Here is a 21191-nt window from a genome sequence, read left to right as displayed (position 1 = left end):
GAGTGAGAATGGGGAATCAAGCCGCTTGCAAGGCGTAAGCGCGCTGCTTGAGCAAACGCCACAGCGGCCACGCCGCCAGGCCGGCGCCCAGCGCGGCCCAACCGGCGAAGGCTTGCAGTCCGGCGCCGGCGCCCAGCCAGGCCAGCGCGCTGCAACCCAGGCCGAGCAAGGCGGTGGAAATCATGCCCAGCATCGCCGCCACCGCGCCCTTGCCGCTGTCGCTGGCGTAGAGGGTGAAGCGGTACAGGGTGGCGTGGCCCAGGCCCAGGCCGAAGGCGTACAGCGTCAGGCCGGCCGCCAGCGCCGGCAGCGCGCCGCTGGACCAGGTCAGCGCCAGCATCGCCGCCAGGCCGCCGAACAAGGGCCACAGCGCCAGCCGCAGCACCCGCTCCAGTTCCAGGCGCGCGGCCAGCCGGTTCAAGGTCAGATTGCCGGCGATCAGCCCGCCGAACACCGGCAGCTGCCACAGGCCGTATTCGATCCCAGACAAGCCCAGGCCGCGCATCAGCAGCAGCGGCGACAGGCCGATCCAGCCCACCAGCGGAATGGACAGCAGGCCCAGCGCCACGCTGCCGTGCATGAAGGGGGCGTTGCGCAGCAGCGCCGCGTACTGGCGCGCGCTGCGTCCCAGGCGCAGCGGGCTCGCCGCCAGCCGGCTGCCGTCGCGCCGCTGCACGCCCAGGGTTTCCGGCATCCAGCGCCACAGGCCGACGGCCACCAGCGCCGCCAGCGCGCCGATCAGCGCGAACAGGCCGCGCCACGGCAGCAGGCCCAGCAACAGGCTGCCCAGCAGCGGGCCGACCAACGGCGACAGCAAGGCGATATTGGCCAGCAAGGCCATCAGCCGCACCGCGTCTTTTTCCGGAAACGCTTCTTGCAGCGCCGGGTAGCTGACCACCATCACGAAGCCCAGCGACAGGCCCTGGATGAAGCGCAGCAGATTGAACAGCTCGATGTCGCGGCTGCCGACGGCGGCCAGGCAGGCCAGGGCGAAGCCGACGGCGCCGGCCACCAGCAGCGGCTTGCGGCCGTAACGGTCTGACAATGGACCAATCAGCCATTGCAGGGCCACCCCGCCCAGCAGGTAGGCGTTGAGCGCGGTGGGCACGTGGCGGGCGTCGGCGTTCAGGTCGGCGACGACTTGCAACATGGCCGGCATCACCATATCGCTGCCGATATAGGTCAGCAGTTCGAAAGCGGCCAGCAATAGGCAAAAGCCCAGCGCCCGGCCTCGAGAAATAGGCAGCAGGGATTGAATTGAGTTTTGACTCATAAAATATCAAGGTAATTGAATGTCAGCCCTATAAAAACCATGGGCTATTTAAAACCAACAATGAAAAAACGACGCGAAGGCGTAGACGGCGCGGCATTGATTTCGGCGATCAAGCAGGGCCACCCAATGACGATGGCCTACTCAGAAGGGGCGAGATTATAGACAGGCTTGTTGAATGAATTGACTGCCCTATTGGACAGTTATTCTAGAGTAAATATATTAATATCCAATTTTGGCGACGGATATTTATATAAATAAACCACAACGCAAAATAATATGCAAATGGCAAGTTAATTAATATTTGGAGAGACGATTCCGATCAAAACCATTGTTTGATTAAACAACGACCTTCCCAATCAGCATGTAAATTGCGCTGAGCGGCGCAGGCCTCAAGCGCGGGATGACCTCGTTTCATTGCGTTGCAACAAGCATGACAATGGATTCTCAAGGTTAAATGTCATCTCCATCGACATTCCGCTTCCAGGAGCCCGCCCTCATGAGATCCATCCTGCCCTTTGCCGCCATCCTGTCCATGTTCTGCGCCGCGCCCGCGCTGGCCGGCGCGCCGCCGGCGCTGGTGGTCACCGGCCAGATCAAGGTGTCCAATCAGACCCGCGCCGGCGAATACCACTTCAGCAAGGCCGATCTGGAGCGCCTGCAGCAGCGCACCATCCAGACCAAGACCACCTGGACGCCGAAGTCGGCCTTCTCCGGCCCCACGCTCTCCGCCATTCTGCGCGCCGTGGGCGCGACCGGCCGGCCGGTGGAAGTGGTCACAGAAGACCAGTACAAGGTGGTGATCCCGCCCGGCGACCAAAGCCGCTATCAGCCCATCCTGGCGCTGCGCATCAACGGCCGGCCGCTGGAGGAAATGGGCTTCAGCCAGTGGATGATGTATCCGCTCAACGACTTCCGCGAACTGCAAACCGCCGACATCGACGCCAAGCTGGCCTGGCGGGTGAAGGCGCTGGTGGTGCGTTGAGCGCGGCGTAGCGCTTAGACCCGCTAACAAAACCCCTGATGCCGCGTTGCGCCGACTTGCCGTACTCAAGTACTGTCTGCGTCGGCGCGCCTTGCCTCAGCCGTAAAACTGAGTTTTGTTAGCGGCTCTTAAGCCGCTAGCCAAGCGCTGATGCCGCGTTGCGCCGATTGGCCTCAGCCGTGAGAGCGGTTTTTATGAGCCGCTTTTAGCCGAATTCTCGACTAAAAATGTCAATGCGCTGAATAAATCCAGTTAGTCCCAAGTAAATATTTACCTGAATAAAATAAGAACTTTGGAATAAGAAGCGGACTCCAGTGGGTAGGCTCCCGCCCTTCATGCCGGTGGGAGCCAGGGCGCAACCCGCAACTGGACAGGCCGTGCCCTGCGCCCGCAGCAGTCCGGCATGGCCTGATGGAATAAGAGAAATATGCACGCATTTAAGCTCAGTTCCTGTCTATGGCTTGGCGCCGCGATGGCCGCCAGCCTGCCCTCTCTGTCCGCCTTCGCCGACGCGCCGCGCCAGCTGACGCTGGAACAGCGCGGCGATCCCGGCGAATGGCTGATGGCCCACCGCCGCGGCTTCCTCACTCATCCCACCCAGTCCACCGGCTATTGGGCCCGCAAGGGCGAAGCGCTGAGTGTCAATATCGCCTATCAGGGCATGCCGCCCAATCTGCCCCCGGAGCTGTGGCTGGTGCCTATCGCCAACGCCAACAGCGCCATGCCGTCCAATCAGGTGGTCCCGCTGCGGCCCGGCCTCAATCAGATCACCGCGCAGAACGACGCCGTGATCTATTTCGCGCCGCGCAGCCAGCCCGGCAGCGGCAAGATCGTGGCGACGCTGCAAAGCGGCGGCCGCGAAATACCGCGTTTCGTGCTGGGTCAGCACAGCAGCGCGGACTGGAACGCCATGCTGAACCGCCTGTCGGCCGAGCCCTACGCGGAGCTGGTGGGCAAGCGCATGATCGTGACCATGCCGCAGTCCATCCTGCGCCAGCAGGTGGACGACCCGGTGGCCACCATGACGCTGTGGGACCGCATCGTCACCCTGGCCGAGGAACAATACGGCCTGGCCGCCGGCAATCCTTACCCGCACACGGCGACGCCGTTCCAGTACCAATTCGTCACCAAGCCGGACAGCAGCGGCGGCTATATGTCGGCCAGCAATTACTGGCTGGGCACCAATGTCGGCGGCGCCGGCTCGGTGGCCAACTCCAAATTGCTGCAGCAGGACGGTTGGGGCCCCTGGCATGAGCTGGGTCATCACTACCAGATGCCGGCGATGACTTGGAACGACCAGACCGAGGTGACGGTGAACCTGACCTCGCTCTATGTGCAGCGGGCCTTGGGCCAGCGTTCGCGGCTGGAAACCGACCGCAAGTGGGACCTGGTGCGCCAGCATCTGAACCAGGCGCAACCGTCTTTCGACGCGCAAACGGACCTGTTCGTGCGCGCGGCGATGTTCTGGCAGTTGGACCTGGCCTTCGGCAAGGATTTCTACAGCCGGCTGGGACAGCGCTACCGCAGCATGCCCTTCGCCGTGCTGCCCGCCAACGACGAGGACAAGCGCCAGCGCTTCATCATCGAAACCAGCCGCGTCTCCGGCCAGAATCTGACCCCCTTCTTCGACAAATGGGGCCTGAAGGCCAACACGGCCACCCGGCAGAGCCTGAGCAACCTGGCCCTTCCCAGTTTGTCCCAGCCGATCTGGCTGAACCGCGACGAAAGCCTTCTCTATCGCTACCCGCTGGAGCAGCAGGGCCTGGCCGGACGCGTGTCGCTGCCGGACGCCGTCGACGCCGGCCGCACTTTCAGCGTGGAAGCGCGGGTCAGCAACGCCGGCGGCAAGACGCTGCGCTACCAGTGGCAGCTGCCGCCCGGTTTCGGCGGTTCGCCCGGCAACAGCGCAACGGCGACGCTGACCGCGCCCGCGCAGGCGCTGCAAGGCGCGTACGCGCCGATCCGCGTCACGGTCAGCGACGGCGTCACCCAGATGACGCTGGGCAGCGCCATCCAGCTGCGCCGCCCCGGCGCGCAAAGCTACGACGCGATGATTCTGGCCGCCTACAACAAGAGCGCGCTGCAAAAATGGAGCGAGAGCCGCACGGGCACGCCGGGGGACGTCTACGTCTACGACAACCCCTACCGCAACACCCGCGACTACTTCCAGCTGAAAACCGCGAGCTACGGCTACTTTCCGACCGAAGGCGGCAGCAACGCCGGCTGGCAGTTCCTGGACAGCTACAACGGCGCGCCGCTGTCCGCCTCCCAGTCCTACGACCTGGCGATGCTGACCTCGCAGCGCAAGAGCCGCTTGAACAGCTGGAGCGACAGCCGCAGCGGCGCGGTGGGGGACGTCTACGTCTACGACAACCCCTATCGCTCCAGCCGCGACTACTTCGTGCTGAAGAACACCAGCTACGGCTACTTTCCCACCACCGGGGTCAGCAACAGCAACTGGACCTACATCGGCACCTATGACGGCAGCCAGTACCTGACGCCGTAAACGCGGCTCCCGCAAGCGGGCCGGCCTCGTCCTTCGTCGAGGCCGGCCCGCCAAAGTCGCCGCCGCCACCTTGAACGCGTCCCGGTCGCCCTGGTGACGGCATTGGTCGCTCCCGTGCGCTAACTCTCTACGCCTCGCGCCTAGATTGATCCTTGCGCTCCGGCTCCCTCTGAGTCCGCGGCGTCAACATGGTCACGGCCATGCTTTCCAACCTAGCGGCCCGACGCTGTCCGTCGGCGACGGCCGCTTGCGGGAGAGTCGGACATGAAACCTGCCATTCCCTGGCTGGCGCTGCTTTGCGGCGCGCTAGCCACCCAGACCTGGGCCGCGGAGCCGGAGAGCTGTCGCAAGATCCGCTTCGCCGACATCGGCTGGACCGATATCGCGGCCACCACCGGCCTGGCCACCGCCGTGCTGCAAGGTCTGGGCTACCAGCCCAGCACCCAGCTCGCCTCGGAGCCCATCGCCTTCACCGGGCTCAAAAACCAGCAGATCGACGTGTATCTCGGCTACTGGGTGCCGTCGCAAACGCCGGCCATCACGCCCTTTCTACAGGCCAAGGCACTGCAAGTGCTGCCGGAACCCAATCTGATCGGCGCCAAATACACGCTGGCGGTGCCCAGCCAGGTTGCGGAGCAGGGCCTGCGCACCTTCGCCGACATCGCGCGCTTTCGCGAACAGCTGGACGGCAAGATCTACGGCATCGAATCCGGCAGCCAGGGCAACGCCATCATCAAGCGGATGATCGCCAACAACGATTTCGGCCTGCAAGGCTTCACCCTGGTGGAATCCAGCGAGAGCGGCATGCTGGCCGCGGTGTCCCGGGCGATACGGCAAAAGCGCATGGCGGTGTTCCTGGCCTGGGAGCCCCATCCGATGAACTATCTGATGCGGCTGAGCTATCTGGACGGCGGCGACAAAGTCTTCGGCGCCGAATACGGAGGCTCCAAGGTCTATACCGTGGTGGCCAACGGTTTCATGCAACGCTGCCCCAACGCCGGGCGGCTGATCGGCCAGCTCCGCTTCAGCCTGGACATGGAAAACCAGGTGATGAACGCCATCCTCAAACGGGTCCCGCCCGCGCGCGCCGCGCGCCAATGGCTGCAAGCCAACCCCCAGCCGCTGGCGCGCTGGCTGGACGGCGTCGCCACCTTTGACGGCAAACCCGGCCTGCCCGCGGTCAAGGCCCATCTGGGCCAGAGCGGGAGCGGCGCATGAACCAGGACATCGTACTGAGTTGCGCGGTCACCGGCGCCGGCGACACCGTGGGCAAGCATCCAGCGATACCGGTCACGCCCAGGCAGATCGCCGCCGCCGCGGTGGAGGCGGCGCGCGCCGGCGCCACCGTGGTGCACTGCCATGTGCGCGACCCGCTCACCGGCAAGGGCAGCCGCGACCCGGCGCTGTACCGCGAGCTGGTGGAGCGCATCCGCGCATCCGGCGTGGACATGATTCTCAACCTGACCGCCGGCATGGGCGGCGACGTGGAGTTCGGCCCCGGCGAGCGACCACTGCCGCTGGGGCCGGGCACCGATCTGGTCGGCGGCCTGGAGCGCCTGCTGCACGTGGAGGAGCTGCGCCCGGAAATCTGCACCCTGGACTGCGGCACCCTCAATTTCGGCGACGGCGACTTCATCTACGTCGCCACTCCCGGGCAGCTACGCGACGGCGCGCAGCGCATCCAGCAACTGGGGGTCAAGCCGGAACTGGAAGTCTTCGACACCGGCCATCTGCGCTTCGCCAAACAGCTGCTGAGCGAAGGGCTGCTGGACTCGCCGCCGCTGTTCCAGCTGTGCCTGGGCATTCCCTGGGGCGCGCCGGCCGACACCACCACGATGAAGGCCATGGTGGACAGCCTGCCGCCGGGCGCGCAGTGGGCGGCTTTCGGCATCGGCCGGCTGCAAATGCCCATGGTGGCGCAGGCGGCGCTGCTGGGCGGCCATGTCCGGGTGGGGCTGGAAGACAATCTGTACCTGGCCAAAGGCGTGTACGCCAGCAACGGCGCGCTGGTGGACCAGGCGCGGCGGCTGCTGGAGCTGATGGGCGCTCGGGTGCTGACGCCGGCGGAAGGCCGGATCACGCTGGGCTTGCCGCCGCGCGGCGGAAAAGGAGATTGAGATGGCTTACCGTACCGACATCGCCACCTTCGGCGTGCTGGGCGCCGGCGTCATCGGCGGCGGCTGGGCCTGCCGCGCGCTGGCGGCCGGCTGCGACGTGCTGGCCTGGGACCCGGCGCCGCAGGCCGAAACCCGGCTGCGCGCCCAAGTGGAGCGCGCCTGGCCGGCGCTGGAACGCCGCGGCCTGTCCGCCGGCGCGTCCCCCGAGCGGCTGAACTTCGTCGCGCGGCTGGAGGATTGCGCCGCCGCCGATTTCATCCAGGAAAGCGCGCCGGAAACGCTGGCGCTGAAGCGGGAACTGCACCACCGCATCGACGCGGCCGCCGCGGAAACGGTCATCATCGCCTCCTCCACCTCGGGTCTGCTGCCCTCGGAGTTCTATCAGGACGTCCGCCATCCGCAGCGCTGCGTGGTGGGCCACCCCTTCAACCCGGTCTATCTGCTGCCGCTGGTCGAGGTGCTGGGCGGACGCGATACCGCGCCGCAGGCGCTGGACGCCGCCCAGCGCATTTACGCGGCACTCGGCATGCGGCCGCTGCGCGTGCGCCGCGAGGTGCCCGGCTTCATCGCCGACCGGCTGTTGGAAGCCCTGTGGCGGGAGGCCTTGCATCTGGTCAACGACGGCGTGGCCACCACCGGCGAAATCGACGACGCCATCCGCTTCGGCGCCGGCCTGCGCTGGGCCTTCATGGGCACCTTCCAGACTTACACCCTGGCCGGCGGCGAAGCCGGCATGCGCCATTTCCTGAAGCAGTTCGGCCCGGCTCTGCAACTGCCCTGGACCCGGCTACCGGCGCCCGAACTGAGCGAGGCGCTGATCGACCAGGTGGTGGACGGTTGCGCGCGCCAGCTTGGCCAACGTTCGATCGCGGAACTGGAACGTTATCGCGACGACTGCCTGATCGGCGTCATGGAAGCGGTGGCGGCCGCCAAACGCAAACATGGCCTGCAAGCTCATGAGTAAGCGCCTCGCCCTGTACCGCGCGACGACGCGGCCGGACTGGCTGGACTACAACGGCCATGTGCGCGACGCCTATTACCTGCTGGTGTTCAGCCACGCCGTGGACGCGCTGATGGAGCGCATCGGCATGGACGCCGCGGCGCGCGAGCGCAGCGGCCACACCCTGTACACGGTGGAAGCTCATCTGCGCTATCTGCGCGAAATCCGCCAGCAGACCGCCTTGCGGGTGGACGGACAGTTGCTGGCCCACGACGCCAAGCGCTTGCGGCTCCATCTCAGCCTGCATCGCGACGAGGAGGCCGACGCCGCGGCCAGCTGTGAACTGATGCTGCTCAATGTGGACGGCCGCCAGGGCCGGAGCGCGCCGTTCTCCGCGCCGGTGCGGCAAAGCCTGGACGCGCTGACGCGCCAGCAAGCCGGCCTGCCCTGGCCCGAGGACTGCGGCCGCCGCATCGAGATGACTTGAGCGGCTCTCTTCGCGTCTCGCCGCCGCTCACCCTTCGCGCCGCTCCGCTCCCGGCGCGCAGCCAAAGCGGCGGCGGTAAGCGCGCGCGAAATAACTGGCGGACTCGAAGCCGCAAGCCGCACTGACCTGGGTGACGTTGAGCCCGCTCTGGCACAGCAAGCGCCGCCCGTGTTCCAGACGCAGCCCCAGGTAAAAGACATTGGGCGCCGCGCCCAACTGCGCGCGGAACAAACGTTGCAGCTGACGCGCCGTCACCCCCGCCCCGGCCGCCAAGGCCGCGCTGTCCAGCGGCGCGTCCATATGGTTTTCCATCAGGCTCAGGGCCTGGATCAGCTTGCGGCTGTGCACGCCGTAACGCGCGCCCAGCTCCAGCCGCTGATGATCGCTCTGGGCGCGGATGCGCCCCAGCACGAACTGTTCCGATACCTGCACCGCCAGCTCATGGCCATGGCTGCGCGCCATCAAGGCCAGCATCATGTCGATGGAGGCGGTGCCGCCGGCGGAACTGATGCGCCGCGGCCCCAGTTCGTAAAGCTCCTGGGTGGCGTTGAGCAGCGGATAACGCTCGCGGAACGCCGGCAGCGCCTCCCAGTGCAGGGTCAGCCGCTGCTGCCGGAACAGCCCGGCCTCGGCCAGGAGGAAACAGCCGGTGTCGATGCCGCCCAGCACGCGGCCGGCGGCGTCCTGGCCGCGCAGCCAGGCCAGCAGGCCGGCGCCGCCGTGGCGCAGCGGATGGAAACCGGCCGCCACCAGCACCGCGTCGGCCGCCTCCGCCTCGTCCCAGGCGCCGTGCGCCGCCACGGACATGCCGTTGCTGGCGACAACCGGCCGGCCGTCGGCGCTCAACAGCCGCCAGCGATAGGCGCCGTCGCGGAAGCGGTTGGCCACGCGCAAGGGCTCGGTGGCCGCCAGCAAACCCAGCATGGAAAACTCGGGCAGCAACACAAAGCTGAAGTCCCGCATGCTCAGCCCTCGTCCGCGGCGATGATCAAATCCATGGCGCGCCTTCGTTAAATATGTTTACAATCAACAGCCTACCGTTCATTCACTGCAAACGGCAAGCCGACGCGCGGCCATCCACGCCGATCCGCGCCGCGCCAGCCAATGGGACAGGTTGCCGATGCGGACATTTCCAATACCATATTGTTTCCATGGTTTTTTTCGGAACGGTGAATTTTTCCGCCCGCGCCGCGCCCGGCCATCCGATAATGACCCACTGGCCGCAGTCGGCAGCGCGGGGCCGCCGACGCCCGTTCGCACCTGTTCATCATTGTGAAACTCAAGTCCCTTTTGGCTCTGGTCTGCCTGATGGCCGGCATGCAGCGCGCGGCGGCGGAGCCGCCGCTGGTCTTCGCCTACAATCTGTTCCCGCCCTGGAAAACCATGGACGCGCGCGGCGCGCCGCAAGGCCCGTACACCGAGCTGATGCGCGAGATGGCCAGGCGCGCCAAGCTGCGGCTGGTCTTCCTGCCCTGCCCGCTGGCGCGCTGTCTGCAATACATGCGCCAGGGCAAGGCCGACGTGGTGATAGGCGTGAAGAACACCGCCGCCCGCCGCGAATTCATCGACTTCATCGAACCCGCCTTCGCCAGCGGCAGCCGGCTGGCGCTGTATCAGCGCGCCGACGACCCGCGGCCGCTGCGCAGCTACCGCCAGCTCTATCCCTTTCTGATCGGCGTGGTGGAGGGCGTGCGTTATCAGGACGAGTTCGACGGCGACCTGCGCCTGCGGCGCGAGCCGGCCCCGTCGCTGGACTCCAACTTCCGCAAGCTCAAGGCCGGCCGCATCGACGCCCTGATCGCCGACGAGCGCCAAACCGCCGAGCTGGCCGCCGACGCCGAATTCCGCCGCTACGTGAGGCGCGCGCCGCTGCTGCTGTATTCGCCGGAGCCGCGCCGCATCGGCCTGTCCCCGCGCTCCCCGCACAAACGCCGCATCGCGCTGGCGATGCGCTCCATGCTGCAGGACGGCACCGTGGCGCGCCTGCTGGCCGAATCCCAGAAGCCCCTCTCCTAGCCGCCGTCGCGCGCGCGCAACAGCCCAAGCCGCCCGGCGCGGCCGCGCTCCCGGACTGGCAACTGGCGCATGGCGCAGCTTTACAAGCCGCGCCGTCAACGCTAGTGTCGTGCATAAGCCTTGCCGGCAGCATATGCGCGTCGACCGGCCTCATCCGCCTCCGCGCCTTGTTCCGCCTGCCCGCCCACGGCCGCTTCGCCGTCTTTCTTCCGCAATTCCGCTCCAACAGCCGTTGACTGGCCTCTGTCTGATTCACGTCACATCGCTGCTGTAGGGTTTTGCTAGCATCCGGCCCTTTCACCGTCGAAATTGTCCGACGGTATACGGTCGGCAATATAAGTGTTGCGCGGGAAAATCCCGCATGCCTTTAATTGAATTCAAACGCTCGTTCGATTCAGCCACGCACGGGCGTTCGCTATCTGGAATCTTTGTTATCTAATCGCAGGAAAGGAAGACCATGCATATCGCTATCCCAGCCGAGAGGCTGGCCGGTGAACACCGCGTGGCCGCTACGCCGGACACGGTGAAGAAGCTCGTCGCCGGCGGCCACGCCGTCACGGTGGAAAGCGGCGCCGGCCTCGCGGCCGCGCAGCCGGACGCGGCGTATCAGGAAGCCGGAGCCTCCATCGCGGCGGACCGCTCCGCGGCGCTGGCCCAGGCCGACATCGTGCTGACGGTGCGCCCGCTGGACGAGGACGGCATCGCCGCGCTGAAGGACGGCGCCACGCTGATAGGCCAGCTCAACCCCTACCACAACCACAGCCTGCCGGCGCTGGCCGCCAAGCGCGTATCCGCTTTCGCGCTGGAACTGCTGCCGCGCAGCACCCGCGCGCAGAGCATGGACGTGCTCTCCAGCCAGAACAACATCGCCGGCTACCGCGCGGTGCTGCTGGCCACCCAGCACTACCCGCGCTTCATGCCCATGCTGATGACCGCCGCCGGCACGGTGAAGCCGGCGCGGCTGCTGATTCTGGGCGTGGGCGTGGCCGGCCTGCAGGCCATCGCCACCGGCAAGCGCCTGGGCGCGGTGGTGGAGGCCTTCGACGTGCGGCCGGCCACCAAGGAGCAGGTGGAGTCGCTGGGCGCCAAGTTCATCGAGGTGCCGATGAGCGAGGAAGAGAAAATGGCCAATAGCGGCGTTTACGCCAAGGAAATGTCCGAGAGCTACCGCCAGCGTCAGGGCGAGCTGGTGGCCAAGCACGCCAAGGCGGCGGACATCGTGATCACCACCGCGCTGATCCCCGGCAAGCCGGCGCCCAAGCTGCTGTCGGCCGAGGTGGTGGCGGAAATGAAGCCGGGCTCGGTGATCGTGGACCTGGCGGCGGAAACCGGCGGCAACTGCGCGCACACCCGCCCCGGCGAGACCGTGCGCCTGGACAACGGCGTCACCGTGGTGGGCCAGACCAATCTGCCCGGCCTGCTGGCGGCGGACGCCTCCAGCCTGTACGCCAGAAATCTGCTGACCTTCCTCGGCCTGCTGCTGACCCCGGAAGGCCTGAACCTCAACCTGGAAGACGAACTGCTGTCCGCCACGCTGGTCACCCACGCCGGCCAGGTTCGTTTCCCCGCCGCCGATTAAGGAGAACAAGATGGTAGATCCCTTCATCACCAGCCTCACCGTCTTCGTGCTGGCCGTCTTCGTCGGCTACCACGTGGTCTGGAACGTCACCCCGGCGCTGCACACCCCGCTGATGGCGGTGACCAACGCCATTTCCGGCATCATCATCGTCGGCGCCATGCTGCAGGTGGTGGACATCAACGGTTCCGAAATCACCCTCACCTCGGTGTTGGGCACCATCGGCATCTTCCTCGCCAGCATCAATATCTTCGGTGGCTTCCTGGTCACCCAGAGGATGCTGGACATGTTCAAGAAAAAGAAGAAATAAGGGACCAAGATGGAAAACCTGTCCGCAATTCTTTATCTCGTGGCCGCGGTGCTGTTCATTCTGGCGCTCAAGGGCTTGTCCAGCCCGGCCTCCGCGCTGCGCGGCAACCTCTACGGCATGATAGGCATGCTCATCGCGGTGGCCACCACGCTGCTGATCATGGACAAGCCGGTGCTGGCGCTGATCGCGTCCGCCATCGTCGCCGGCGGCGCCATCGGCGCGTGGAAGGCCAAGACCGTGCAGATGACCGGCATGCCGGAACTGGTGGCGGCGATGCACTCGCTGGTGGGTCTATCCGCGGTGCTAATCGCGGTGGCGGCCATCTTCCACAGCGGCGTGGAACACACCCAGGTGCAAAAGGTGGAGCTGTTCATCGGCGCCTTCATCGGCGCGATCACCTTCACCGCCTCGGTGATCGCCTACGGCAAGCTGTCCGGCAAGTTCGGCTCCAAGGCCGTGAACTTCAAGGGCCAGCATCTGCTTAATCTGCTGCTGGCCGTCGCCATGGTCGGCTTCGGCGTGGTCTACTTCCTCAGCGACAGCCAGGCCGCCTTCCTGACCATGCTGGCCATCGCGCTGGCGCTGGGGGTGACGCTGATCATCCCGATCGGCGGCGCCGACATGCCGGTGGTGGTGTCCATGCTGAACTCCTACTCCGGCTGGGCGGCCGCCGGCATCGGCTTCACGCTGAACAACCCGGTGCTGATCATCGCCGGCGCCTGCGTCGGCGCTTCCGGCGCGATTCTGTCCTACATCATGTGCAAGGCGATGAACCGCTCCATCGTCGCGGTGCTGCTGGGCGGCTTCGGCGCCGAAGCGGCCGCCGGCGGCGGCGCCGGCGACGGCGGGCCCAAGAACCACAAGTCCGGCTCCGCCGAGGACGCCGCCTTCCTGATGGCCAACGCCGACAGCGTGATCATCGTCCCCGGCTACGGCCTGGCGGTGTCGCGCGCCCAGCACGCCCTGCAGGAGTTCGCAGAAATCCTCCACCAGAAAGGCGTCAACGTGCGCTACGCCATCCACCCGGTGGCGGGACGGATGCCGGGCCATATGAACGTGCTGCTGGCCGAGGCCGAGGTGCCCTACGAGCATGTGCTGGAAATGGAGGAGATCAACTCCGACTTCTCCAACACCGACGTGGTGCTGGTGATAGGCGCCAACGACGTGGTCAATCCGGCCGCGCAGAAGGACAAGACCAGCCCGATCTACGGCATGCCCATCCTGGACGCCCACAAATCGCGCAGCGTGATCGTGGTCAAGCGCTCGATGAACGCCGGCTACGCCGGCCTGGACAACGAGCTGTTCTACATGGACAAGACCATGATGGTGTTCGGCGACGCCAAGAAGGTGGTGGAGGAACTGCTCAGGGGAGTGGAGCAACTGTAAAACGCCGGACATGCCCACCGCATTTCAAAACCGCCCAATGTTTTAAGCTTGGGCGGTTTTTTGTTTCCGTCTATTTCGCCGTCCGCTTTTTCGCCGCGCCGCGCTTCACAAGCGACGGCTGCCCGGTGTATTGTAAACAAATATTAGTTTTTGTTTATACATGGAGTATGGCAATGCAAAACACTGGCTTCTCCGCCCGGCGCCTAACGGCGCTGTGGCTGGGCGCGCTGGCCTTGCCGCTGCCGGCGCTGGCCATGCCCAATCTGCAGGGAACCGAATGGCGGATGGTGGCGCCGGCGCCCGCGGGCCAGCCGCCCACCGTGGCCTTCCAGCCAGGCAAGATCACCGGCTTCGCCGGCTGCAACCGCTTCGTCCGCACCGTGGACGCCCAAGGCAAGCCGCAGGTGGCCACCACCCGCATGGCCTGCCAAGCGCCGCTGATGGAGATGGAACAGCACTTCGTCGCCTTCCTCTCCAGCCCCTTCCGCGTGCTGCCGGACGGCCGGGCGCAGAACCTGGTGCTGAAGTCGGAGCGCGCCGAATACCGCTTCGTGCGCTTGACCCCCAACGCCGACCCGGCGGCGCAGCCGGCCAAGCTGCAATACCTGTACGTGGCGCCCGAGCGCCAGGCCTGCCACAACGGCGAAGCCGCGCGCGACTGCCTGCAGGTGCGCGAGCGCGCCGAGCAAAGCTGGCGGCCGCTGCAAGGCGAAATCGCCGGCTTTCACCCCAAGCCCGGCGTCAGCTACTACATCAAGCTGAAACCGGCGGCGCAGGCCGACGCCGGCGCGCGCTGGACGCTGGAACGCATCGTCTACAGCGAAGAAGTCAGCAAGCTGCGCTGAACTCTCGAGGACGGCAGACGCTCCAAGCGCAGTCCGCCCCTGACCTTAACCACGGAATACGATAATGAAAAAATCGCTTTTGCTCGCCGCTCTGACCGCCGCCGCCCTGAGCGCCTGCGCCACCCCGCAAACCGGAGCCAAAATGGACGCCCAAGCGGAGATCAAACTGGACGCGCTGGCCGGCCAATGGAAACAGGACGCCGCCGAACACCCGATCACCCTCAGCTTCAAGGACGGCGGCGTGTCCGCCCGCGCCGGCTGCAACGGCATGTTCGGCCCGGTGTCGCTGGAAGGCGGCAAACTGGTCAGCAAGCAGCTGGCCAGCACCCTGATGATGTGTCCGCCGGAGGCGATGGAGCGCGACCGCGCGCTGGCCGCCTTCCTGGGCGCCAAGCCCGCGGTCAAGCTGAACGGCGACAAGCTGACGCTGCAGGCCGGCGACAAGACGCTGAGCTTTGAGCGCCAGCCTTCGCTGGAAGGCGGCGTCACCCGCTTCGTCTACGTGGCCGCCGAGCGCAAGCCCTGCACCGGCGTGGCGCCGATGCAATGCCTGCAGATCCGCGAAAGCAAGGACCAGCCGTGGCAGCTGCACTACGGCGAGATCGAGGGCTTCAAGCCGGAGCCGGGCATCGCCTACCGCCTGCGCCTGAAAGAGTTCAAGGTGGAGAACCCGCCGGCCGACGCTTCGTCCATCCGCTGGGTGCTGGACATGGTGGTGGAGCAGGAAGTCGTCAAGAAATAAGCGGCGGTGTGACCCCAATAAAAACGCGAGGCCTCGGCCTCGCGTTTTTATTGGTCCGGCGTCCGGCTCAGCACTTGCAGTCGTCGGCGTTGACCTGGCGGTACAGCTCGATCAAGCGGCGGGTGGAGCTGTCGTGCTCGGCGTGCTTGAGCTTGCCGGTCAGCTCCGCGTGTATGGTCTTGGCCAATTGCTTGCCCAGTTCCACGCCCCATTGGTCGAAGCTGTTGATGTGCCAGATCACGCCCTGGACGAAGATCTTGTGCTCGTACAGCGCGACCAGCGAACCCAGATTGCGCGGGTTCAGGCGGCTCATCAGCAAGGTGTTGGTGGGACGGTTGCCGCCGAACACCTTGTGCGGCACCAGCGCCTCCAGCGCCTCGCCCTTGAGGCCCTGCTCCTTAAGCTCGGCGCGCACCTCGTCCGCGGTCTTGCCGCGCATGAAGGCCTCGGCCTGGGCGAACACATTGGCCAGCAGGATTTCATGGTGGCCCGGCAGGCTGGAGCAGTTCTGCACCGAGGCGATCAGGTCGATAGGCGAGATGTGGGTGCCCTGGTGCAGGAGCTGGAAGAAGGCGTGCTGGCCGTTGATGCCGGTCTCGCCCCAGATGATGGGCGCGGTTTCGAAGTCCACCGGCTGACCGTTCAGCATCACCTGCTTGCCGTTGGACTCCATGTCCAGTTGCTGGATGAAGGCCGGCAGGCGGTGCAGGTATTGATCGTAAGGCGCGACCACATGGCTGCCGCCGCCGTAGTAATTGATGTACCAGATGCCTATCATGGCCAGCAGCACCGGCATGTTCTGTTCGAACGGCGCGTTCTTGAAATGCTGGTCCATGATGTGGGCGCCGTTGAGGAGCTCGGTGAAGTTCTCCTCGCCCAGGTAGAGCATGATGGGCAGGCCGATGGCCGACCACAGGCTGTAGCGGCCGCCCACCCAGTCCCAGAATTCGAACATGTTCGACGGATCGATGCCGAAATCCGCCACCGCCTTCTGGTTGGTGGACACCGCGACGAAGTGCTTGGCCACCGCGCTTTCATCGCGCGAGCGCTGCAGGAACCAGTCGCGCGCGGTCAACGCATTGGTCAGCGTCTCCTGAGTGGTGAAGGTCTTGGACTCCACCACGAACAACGTGGTCTCGGAATGGACCTTCTTCAGCGTTTCCTTGAGCTGGGCGCCGTCCACATTGGAAACGAAGTGCATGTTCAGCCGCGGGTGGCCGAAAGGCTTGAGCGCGCTACAGACCATCAGCGGGCCCAGGTCCGAGCCGCCGATGCCGATGTTGACGATGTCGGTGATCGGCTGGTTGGTGTAGCCCAGCCATTCGCCTGAGCGCACCGCATGGGCGAACTTGCCCATGCGCTCCAGCACCGAGTTGACCTTGGGCATCACGTCCTCGCCGTCCACGTGGATGGGCGAGTTGGTGCGGTTGCGCAGCGCCACGTGCAGCACCGCGCGGTTTTCGGTGCTGTTGAGCTTCTCGCCCTTGAACATGGCCTTGATCTTGGCCGGCAGTCCGGCTTCGCGCGCCAGCTGCATCAGGCCCTTCAGGGTGTCGTCGGTGATGCGGTTCTTGGAGTAGTCGAGGAACAGGCCGCCCACCTCCAGCGCATAGCGCTCCGCCCGCTCCGGATCGGAGGCGAACAAATCGCGCATGTGCTGGTGCTTGGCCTCGGCAAAATGGTCCCATAGTGCTTGCCAGGCCGGCAGTTCGGTCAGTCCGCTCATGATGGTCAATCCTCTTCGGTTTTGTTGTCCAGCCTGCGGTTCTTCAGGCTGTGCTTGGTTTTTTCCAGCTGGCTGATCAGGCCCGGCCCGCGCTTGAGCGCCACGCTCACCGCCAGGATGTCGATCTGCACCAGGTGCACGATGCGCGAAATCATCGGGCTGTAGGTTTCATTGTCTTCGAGCGTGTCGGCGATCAAGGCCACGGTGGAGCGGCGCGCCAGCGGCGAGCCGCTGGTGGTCAGCGCCACCACGCTGGCGCCGGCGGACAGGGCCACGTCCACCGCCTCCAGCAGTTCCAGCGTGCGGCCGGAGCTGGAAATCGCCACCAGCACGTCGCCCGGGCCCAGCACCGACGCCGCCATCATCTGGATGTGGGTGTCGGAATAGGCGACGGTGGGAATGCCGAAGCGGAAGAATTTATGCTGGGCGTCGGCGGCGATGATGCCGGAGTTGCCCAGGCCGTAGAACTCGATGCGGCGCGCGTCGGTCAGCAAGCGCACCGCGGATTCTATCGACTGCGGATTGACGTCGTTGCGGCACTTGAGCAGCGCGGACACGGTGTTGTCGAACACCTTGGCGACGATTTCCGAGGTGGGGTCTTCCGGGCGCACGCTGGAGTGCACATAGGGCACGCCGGTGACCAGGCTGCCGGCCAGCTTCAGTTTGAAGTCCGGCAGGCCGGAACAGCCCACGGTGCGGCAAAAGCGGATCACGGTGGGCTGGCTGACGCCGGCGTTCTTGGCGATGTCGGCCACCGCCGCCTGGATCACGGTGTAAGGCTGTTCCAGCACCAGCTCGGCCACTTTGCGCTCGGCCGAGGACAGGATCTCCAATTGGCTCCTGATACGTTCAAGCATGTATTTACTCTCCTGCCGCGCCGTCGTCAGGATGCGCCCGGGGTCGGGCGCGGGCGTTCGCCAGTTCGGCCGCCAGATGGGCGGCCACGCCCGGCAGGGCCGGGTAGGAGCTGACGATCAGATAGACCGGAATCGCGGCCAGATAGCCGGACATCCGTCCCTTATCCTCGAAGCGGCGGCGGAATGGTGATTGTTCAAAAAAACCGCGTAGACGCGGCACGATACCACCACCTAGATACACGCCGCCACGGGCGCCGAGATTCAGGGCCAGATTCGCCGCCGCGCCGCCCAGCATGCCGCAGAACACTTCCAGGGTTTCGCGACAGCGCGGACAGGCGCCGGACAGACCGCGCGCGGTGACCTCGGCCGGGTCCAGCGCCGCGGCCGTTTCGCCGGCGCGCTCGCACAAGGCCTGATAAATCAATGGGATGCCGGATCCGGACAGCAGGCGTTCGGCGGACACGTGGCCGAAGCGCCGCATCGCGTGGCGCCAGACGTCGGCTTCGCGCTCGTCGAACGGGGCGAAACCGACGTGGCCGCCCTCGCCGGACAAGGGCGCGTAACCGCCCGGATAGGGAATCAGCGCCGAAACGCCCAGACCGGTGCCGGGGCCGATCAGCGCCAGCGGCGCGCCGGCCTCCGCCTCGCCGCCGCCGATGCGCAGCAGCTCGCCGGCCGGCAGATGCGGCAGGGCCAGCGCCAGCGCGGTGAAATCATTGATCACCAGCAGCGTGCTCAGGCCCAGCGCCTGGCGCGTGGCCTCGATGGAAAACGCCCAATGGTGATTGGTCATCTGCACCCAGTCGCCCAGCACCGGGTTGGCGATGCCGAAGGCGGCGTGGGCGATCGCGCGCGCGCCAGCCAGGTCCAGATAGGCGCGCACCGCGTCCAGCAACGTGGGATGGCCGGCGCAGGGCAGCACCTCGATGTCCTCGATCACGCCGGGCGCGGTCTCCAGCGCGAAGCGGGCGTTGCTGCCGCCGATGTCGGCCAGCAGCCGCGGCCATTGCTTAGGCAGACCAGTAGACATCCAGCTCCACCTTGTCCTGGGCCAGGAAATGGCTGATCGGCAGCGCGTCGCTGACGCCCTGGGCGGCGGCGTCCAGCACCTGGCGCTTGCTGTCGCCCTGGATGGACAGGATCAAACAACCGGCGCGCAGCAGAGCGGCGTAGCTCATCGACACCCGGCGGTGCGGCGCGGTCTTGGGCGTCACCGCCAGGAAGGCGGCGGCGGACGCCGGGTCCAGGCCGGCCGCCAGCTCGTCGGCGCCGGGGAACAGCGAGGCGGTGTGGCCGTCCTCGCCCATGCCCAGGATGGCGACGGTGGGCGGAACGAAAGCGGCGTTGGCGCGCGCCACGTCGGCGTCGATGTCCGCGGCGTCGCCGACCAGGGGCAGGAAGCGCGCCTCCGCGGCGCGGTCGCGCAGCAGGTGGGCGCGCACCAGCGCGGCGTTGCTGTCCGGATGGCTGTCCGGCACAAAGCGCTCATCCACCAGGGTGACGGTCACTTTGGACCAGTCTATCGCCATGGTGCTGAGCATCTGGAAGAAGGGAATCGGCGATTTGCCTCCGGACACCGCCAGCACGGCGGCGCCCTGGCTAGCGATGGCGGCGCCCAGCCTGGCGGCCACGCTATTGGCCAGCGCAGTGGACTGTTGCTCGCTATCGGAAAATTCTACGCAGTTCATCAGCGGCGCTCCGCGGGTAAAAAGTTAAGGTCAAGCATCGCAGCCCCGAGATCGAGACGCGCAACAAACGGTCAGCATGGGGCAGCCATCGTCGCGAGCGCCGCGAGATCGAAGCGAGAAGCGCAGCCGTACAGTAGTACGGCGAGCACCGCAGCATTCGAGATTGAGGTGCGCAGCAGATGGATCAGCATTCCTCGTGCCAACCTATCCCATCGCGCGATAACAAAGCGCTCGACGCCGCCGGACCCCAGGTGCCGGCGGTGTACTGCTTGGGCGGCAGATTGCTGCTGCGGCTCCAGGTGTCCATGATGGGCTCCACCCAGCGCCAGGCCTCGATCAATTCGTCGCGGCGCATGAACAGCGCCAGCTTACCGCGGATCACGTCCAGCAGCAGGCGCTCGTAGGCGTCGGCGCGGCGCACCTTGAAGGCTTTGTAGAAGTCCAGGTCGAGGTAGGCCGGCTGCAGACGCATGGTGTCGCCCGGCTCCTTGGCCAGGAAGTACAGACGGATGCTTTCCTCCGGCTGCAGGCGGATCACCAAGCGGTTGGCGGTGTGGCTGCCGCTCATCGGGCCGTTGAACAGCTGGTGCGGCACGTCGCGGAAGTTGATGACGATCTCTGCCAGCCGCTCCTGCATCCGTTTGCCGGTGCGCAGGAAGAAGGGCACGCCGGCCCAGCGCCAGTTGTCGATCTCGGCCTTGAGCGCGACGAAGGTTTCGGTCTGGCTGTCGGCGGGGATGCCCTGCTCGTTCAGATAGCCGACCACAGGCTGGCCGTTCACGGCGCCGGCCTTGTACTGGCCGCGCACGGTCTTGGCCGCCACGTCCTGCTCGCTGAACGGACGCAGCGCCTTCAGCACCTTGAGCTTCTCGTCGCGCACCGCGTCGGCTTCCATATTGGCCGGCGGCTCCATCGCCACGATGCACAGCAGTTGCAACAAGTGGTTCTGCACCATGTCGCGCAGCGCGCCGGTGCCGTCGTAGAAATCGCCGCGGCTGCCCACGCCCAGGTCTTCGGAGATGGTGATCTGCACGTCGTGTATCCATTCGCGCCGCCACAGCGGCTCGAACAGCGCGTTGGCGAAGCGGATCGCCATCAGGTTCTGCACCGATTCCTTGCCCAGGTAGTGGTCGATCCGGTACAGCTGCTCTTCCTTGAAGAAGCGCGCCACGTCGTCGTTGATCTCGTTGGAGGAGTCCAGGTCGGTGCCCAGCGGTTTTTCCAGCACCACGCGCACATTGCCGCTGTTGAGGCCCACCGCCGCCAGGTTCTCGCAGATGCCGGCGAACAGATTGGGCGCGGTGGCCAGGTAACAGACCACCACGCGGTCGTCGTCGCCCTTGAGCTTGTCCGCCAGCGCCGGGAAATCCCGCGGCTGGGAAGCGTCCACTTTCAGGTATTCAATCCGCGCACAGAAGCTGTCCCAGGCGGCGGCGTCGAAATGGGCTTTGACGTGCTGACGCGAGTTCTTCTCGACAAAGGCCAGGTAGTCGTCGCGGCTCAGTTCCTTGCGGCCCAGCGCCAGGATGCGGCCCTGCTGATTGAGCAGGCCGGCGGCGTGCGCCTGATACAGGGAGGGCAGCAGCTTGCGCATCACCAGATCGCCGGCGCCGCCGAACAACACCATATCGAAGGCCGGGGTTGGCGTAGTACGGGTATCCATCCTGATCTTCCATCTCGAGACGTTTGTAGATGTAGTTATATTACCACCAGCTTTTGCCTTGTCCATGTCATCGCGCT

General features: G+C 66.0%; 19 protein-coding genes. 12 read left to right on the top strand and 7 right to left on the bottom strand.

Annotation, left to right across the window (positions count from 1 at the left end; translation table 11 throughout):
• Window positions 1-16 precede the first annotated feature (16 nt).
• A complete protein-coding gene (locus JW897_RS20055; RefSeq protein WP_205467390.1) occupies window positions 17-1273 on the bottom strand; it encodes an MFS transporter in 1257 nt (418 codons plus the stop codon).
• A 496-nt stretch (window positions 1274-1769) separates the two neighbouring features.
• Here JW897_RS20055 and JW897_RS20050 point away from each other — a divergent pair, with 496 nt between their 5' ends.
• The 6 genes from JW897_RS20050 (at window position 1770) to JW897_RS20025 (ending at window position 8305) form a co-directional block, all read left to right on the top strand.
• Window positions 1770-2255, top strand: coding sequence for a putative pterin-binding protein (locus JW897_RS20050; RefSeq protein WP_205467389.1), 486 nt, complete (start codon window positions 1770-1772; stop codon window positions 2253-2255).
• Between the two features lie 427 nt (window positions 2256-2682).
• Window positions 2683-4761 (top strand): M60 family metallopeptidase, encoded by a 2079-nt coding sequence (locus JW897_RS20045; RefSeq protein WP_205467388.1) that lies wholly within the window; start codon window positions 2683-2685, stop codon window positions 4759-4761.
• A 264-nt stretch (window positions 4762-5025) separates the two neighbouring features.
• Complete coding sequence (gene choX / locus JW897_RS20040) at window positions 5026-5979, top strand: choline ABC transporter substrate-binding protein (protein ID WP_205467387.1); 954 nt, start codon at window positions 5026-5028, stop codon at window positions 5977-5979.
• Complete coding sequence (gene cdhC, locus JW897_RS20035) at window positions 5976-6878, top strand: 3-dehydrocarnitine:acetyl-CoA trimethylamine transferase CdhC (RefSeq protein ID WP_205467386.1); 903 nt, start codon at window positions 5976-5978, stop codon at window positions 6876-6878. Before choX ends, cdhC begins: the two co-directional genes overlap by 4 nt.
• A gap of 1 nt (window position 6879) precedes the next feature.
• Window positions 6880-7842 (top strand): L-carnitine dehydrogenase, encoded by a 963-nt coding sequence (locus tag JW897_RS20030; RefSeq protein ID WP_205467385.1) that lies wholly within the window; start codon window positions 6880-6882, stop codon window positions 7840-7842.
• Entirely contained in the window at window positions 7835-8305 is a 471-nt protein-coding gene (locus JW897_RS20025) for a thioesterase family protein (protein ID WP_205467384.1), read from the top strand. The genes JW897_RS20030 and JW897_RS20025 overlap by 8 nt, the downstream gene beginning before the upstream one ends.
• A gap of 27 nt (window positions 8306-8332) precedes the next feature.
• Here JW897_RS20025 and JW897_RS20020 read toward each other — a convergent pair whose 3' ends face one another.
• Window positions 8333-9268, bottom strand: coding sequence for a GlxA family transcriptional regulator (locus JW897_RS20020; protein ID WP_205467383.1), 936 nt, complete (start codon window positions 9266-9268; stop codon window positions 8333-8335).
• Between the two features lie 327 nt (window positions 9269-9595).
• On the opposite strand from JW897_RS20020, the gene JW897_RS20015 reads away from it, so the two are divergent.
• The 6 genes from JW897_RS20015 to JW897_RS19990 all read left to right on the top strand — a co-directional run bounded on the left by JW897_RS20015 (window position 9596) and on the right by JW897_RS19990 (window position 15180).
• Window positions 9596-10321: a substrate-binding periplasmic protein gene (locus tag JW897_RS20015; protein ID WP_205467382.1), complete on the top strand. Its 726-nt coding sequence runs from the start codon at window positions 9596-9598 to the stop codon at window positions 10319-10321.
• A 457-nt stretch (window positions 10322-10778) separates the two neighbouring features.
• Window positions 10779-11900: a Re/Si-specific NAD(P)(+) transhydrogenase subunit alpha gene (locus JW897_RS20010; RefSeq protein ID WP_205467381.1), complete on the top strand. Its 1122-nt coding sequence runs from the start codon at window positions 10779-10781 to the stop codon at window positions 11898-11900.
• Between the two features lie 10 nt (window positions 11901-11910).
• Complete coding sequence (locus JW897_RS20005; RefSeq protein WP_019101645.1) at window positions 11911-12207, top strand: proton-translocating transhydrogenase family protein; 297 nt, start codon at window positions 11911-11913, stop codon at window positions 12205-12207.
• Between the two features lie 9 nt (window positions 12208-12216).
• Entirely contained in the window at window positions 12217-13593 is a 1377-nt protein-coding gene (locus JW897_RS20000; protein WP_205467380.1) for an NAD(P)(+) transhydrogenase (Re/Si-specific) subunit beta, read from the top strand.
• A gap of 173 nt (window positions 13594-13766) precedes the next feature.
• The gene (locus JW897_RS19995) at window positions 13767-14438 is read left to right on the top strand and encodes an META and DUF4377 domain-containing protein (protein WP_205467379.1); all 672 of its coding nucleotides are present in this window, start codon (window positions 13767-13769) and stop codon (window positions 14436-14438) included.
• 64 nt (window positions 14439-14502) lie between these two features.
• Window positions 14503-15180, top strand: coding sequence for an META and DUF4377 domain-containing protein (locus JW897_RS19990; RefSeq protein ID WP_053077443.1), 678 nt, complete (start codon window positions 14503-14505; stop codon window positions 15178-15180).
• A 67-nt stretch (window positions 15181-15247) separates the two neighbouring features.
• Here the strand turns inward: JW897_RS19990 and pgi are convergent, their stop codons facing one another.
• The 5 genes from pgi to zwf form a co-directional block, all read right to left on the bottom strand.
• On the bottom strand, window positions 15248-16906 hold the full coding sequence (gene pgi / locus JW897_RS19985; RefSeq protein ID WP_205467378.1) for a glucose-6-phosphate isomerase: 1659 nt from the start codon (window positions 16904-16906) through the stop codon (window positions 15248-15250).
• 5 nt (window positions 16907-16911) lie between these two features.
• Complete coding sequence (hexR, locus tag JW897_RS19980) at window positions 16912-17763, bottom strand: transcriptional regulator HexR (RefSeq protein ID WP_048415130.1); 852 nt, start codon at window positions 17761-17763, stop codon at window positions 16912-16914.
• A gap of 4 nt (window positions 17764-17767) precedes the next feature.
• On the bottom strand, window positions 17768-18793 hold the full coding sequence (locus JW897_RS19975; RefSeq protein WP_205467377.1) for a glucokinase: 1026 nt from the start codon (window positions 18791-18793) through the stop codon (window positions 17768-17770).
• Window positions 18774-19451, bottom strand: coding sequence for a 6-phosphogluconolactonase (gene pgl, locus JW897_RS19970; RefSeq protein ID WP_205467376.1), 678 nt, complete (start codon window positions 19449-19451; stop codon window positions 18774-18776). Before pgl ends, JW897_RS19975 begins: the two co-directional genes overlap by 20 nt.
• A 184-nt stretch (window positions 19452-19635) precedes the next feature.
• Window positions 19636-21114: a glucose-6-phosphate dehydrogenase gene (zwf, locus tag JW897_RS19965; protein WP_205467375.1), complete on the bottom strand. Its 1479-nt coding sequence runs from the start codon at window positions 21112-21114 to the stop codon at window positions 19636-19638.
• Window positions 21115-21191 lie beyond the last annotated feature (77 nt).

The sequence above is a fragment of the Chromobacterium alkanivorans genome (assembly GCF_016937655.1).
GTDB classification, from domain to species: domain Bacteria; phylum Pseudomonadota; class Gammaproteobacteria; order Burkholderiales; family Chromobacteriaceae; genus Chromobacterium; species Chromobacterium alkanivorans.
This window is presented reverse-complemented; position numbering and strand designations above follow the sequence as displayed.

Coding starts and splice junctions, on each gene's coding strand:
- hexR (WP_048415130.1), bottom strand. CDS start 17,763: ATGCTTGAACGTATCAGGAGCCAATTGGAGATCCTGTCCTCGGCCGAG.
- JW897_RS20055 (WP_205467390.1), bottom strand. CDS start 1,273: ATGAGTCAAAACTCAATTCAATCCCTGCTGCCTATTTCTCGAGGCCGG.
- JW897_RS19975 (WP_205467377.1), bottom strand. CDS start 18,793: ATGTCTACTGGTCTGCCTAAGCAATGGCCGCGGCTGCTGGCCGACATC.
- JW897_RS20030 (WP_205467385.1), top strand. CDS start 6,880: ATGGCTTACCGTACCGACATCGCCACCTTCGGCGTGCTGGGCGCCGGC.
- pgl (WP_205467376.1), bottom strand. CDS start 19,451: ATGAACTGCGTAGAATTTTCCGATAGCGAGCAACAGTCCACTGCGCTG.
- pgi (WP_205467378.1), bottom strand. CDS start 16,906: ATGAGCGGACTGACCGAACTGCCGGCCTGGCAAGCACTATGGGACCAT.
- JW897_RS20010 (WP_205467381.1), top strand. CDS start 10,779: ATGCATATCGCTATCCCAGCCGAGAGGCTGGCCGGTGAACACCGCGTG.
- JW897_RS20005 (WP_019101645.1), top strand. CDS start 11,911: ATGGTAGATCCCTTCATCACCAGCCTCACCGTCTTCGTGCTGGCCGTC.
- JW897_RS20050 (WP_205467389.1), top strand. CDS start 1,770: ATGAGATCCATCCTGCCCTTTGCCGCCATCCTGTCCATGTTCTGCGCC.
- JW897_RS20025 (WP_205467384.1), top strand. CDS start 7,835: ATGAGTAAGCGCCTCGCCCTGTACCGCGCGACGACGCGGCCGGACTGG.
- JW897_RS20000 (WP_205467380.1), top strand. CDS start 12,217: ATGGAAAACCTGTCCGCAATTCTTTATCTCGTGGCCGCGGTGCTGTTC.
- JW897_RS19990 (WP_053077443.1), top strand. CDS start 14,503: ATGAAAAAATCGCTTTTGCTCGCCGCTCTGACCGCCGCCGCCCTGAGC.
- JW897_RS19995 (WP_205467379.1), top strand. CDS start 13,767: ATGCAAAACACTGGCTTCTCCGCCCGGCGCCTAACGGCGCTGTGGCTG.
- zwf (WP_205467375.1), bottom strand. CDS start 21,114: ATGGATACCCGTACTACGCCAACCCCGGCCTTCGATATGGTGTTGTTC.
- choX (WP_205467387.1), top strand. CDS start 5,026: ATGAAACCTGCCATTCCCTGGCTGGCGCTGCTTTGCGGCGCGCTAGCC.
- cdhC (WP_205467386.1), top strand. CDS start 5,976: ATGAACCAGGACATCGTACTGAGTTGCGCGGTCACCGGCGCCGGCGAC.
- JW897_RS20020 (WP_205467383.1), bottom strand. CDS start 9,268: ATGCGGGACTTCAGCTTTGTGTTGCTGCCCGAGTTTTCCATGCTGGGT.
- JW897_RS20045 (WP_205467388.1), top strand. CDS start 2,683: ATGCACGCATTTAAGCTCAGTTCCTGTCTATGGCTTGGCGCCGCGATG.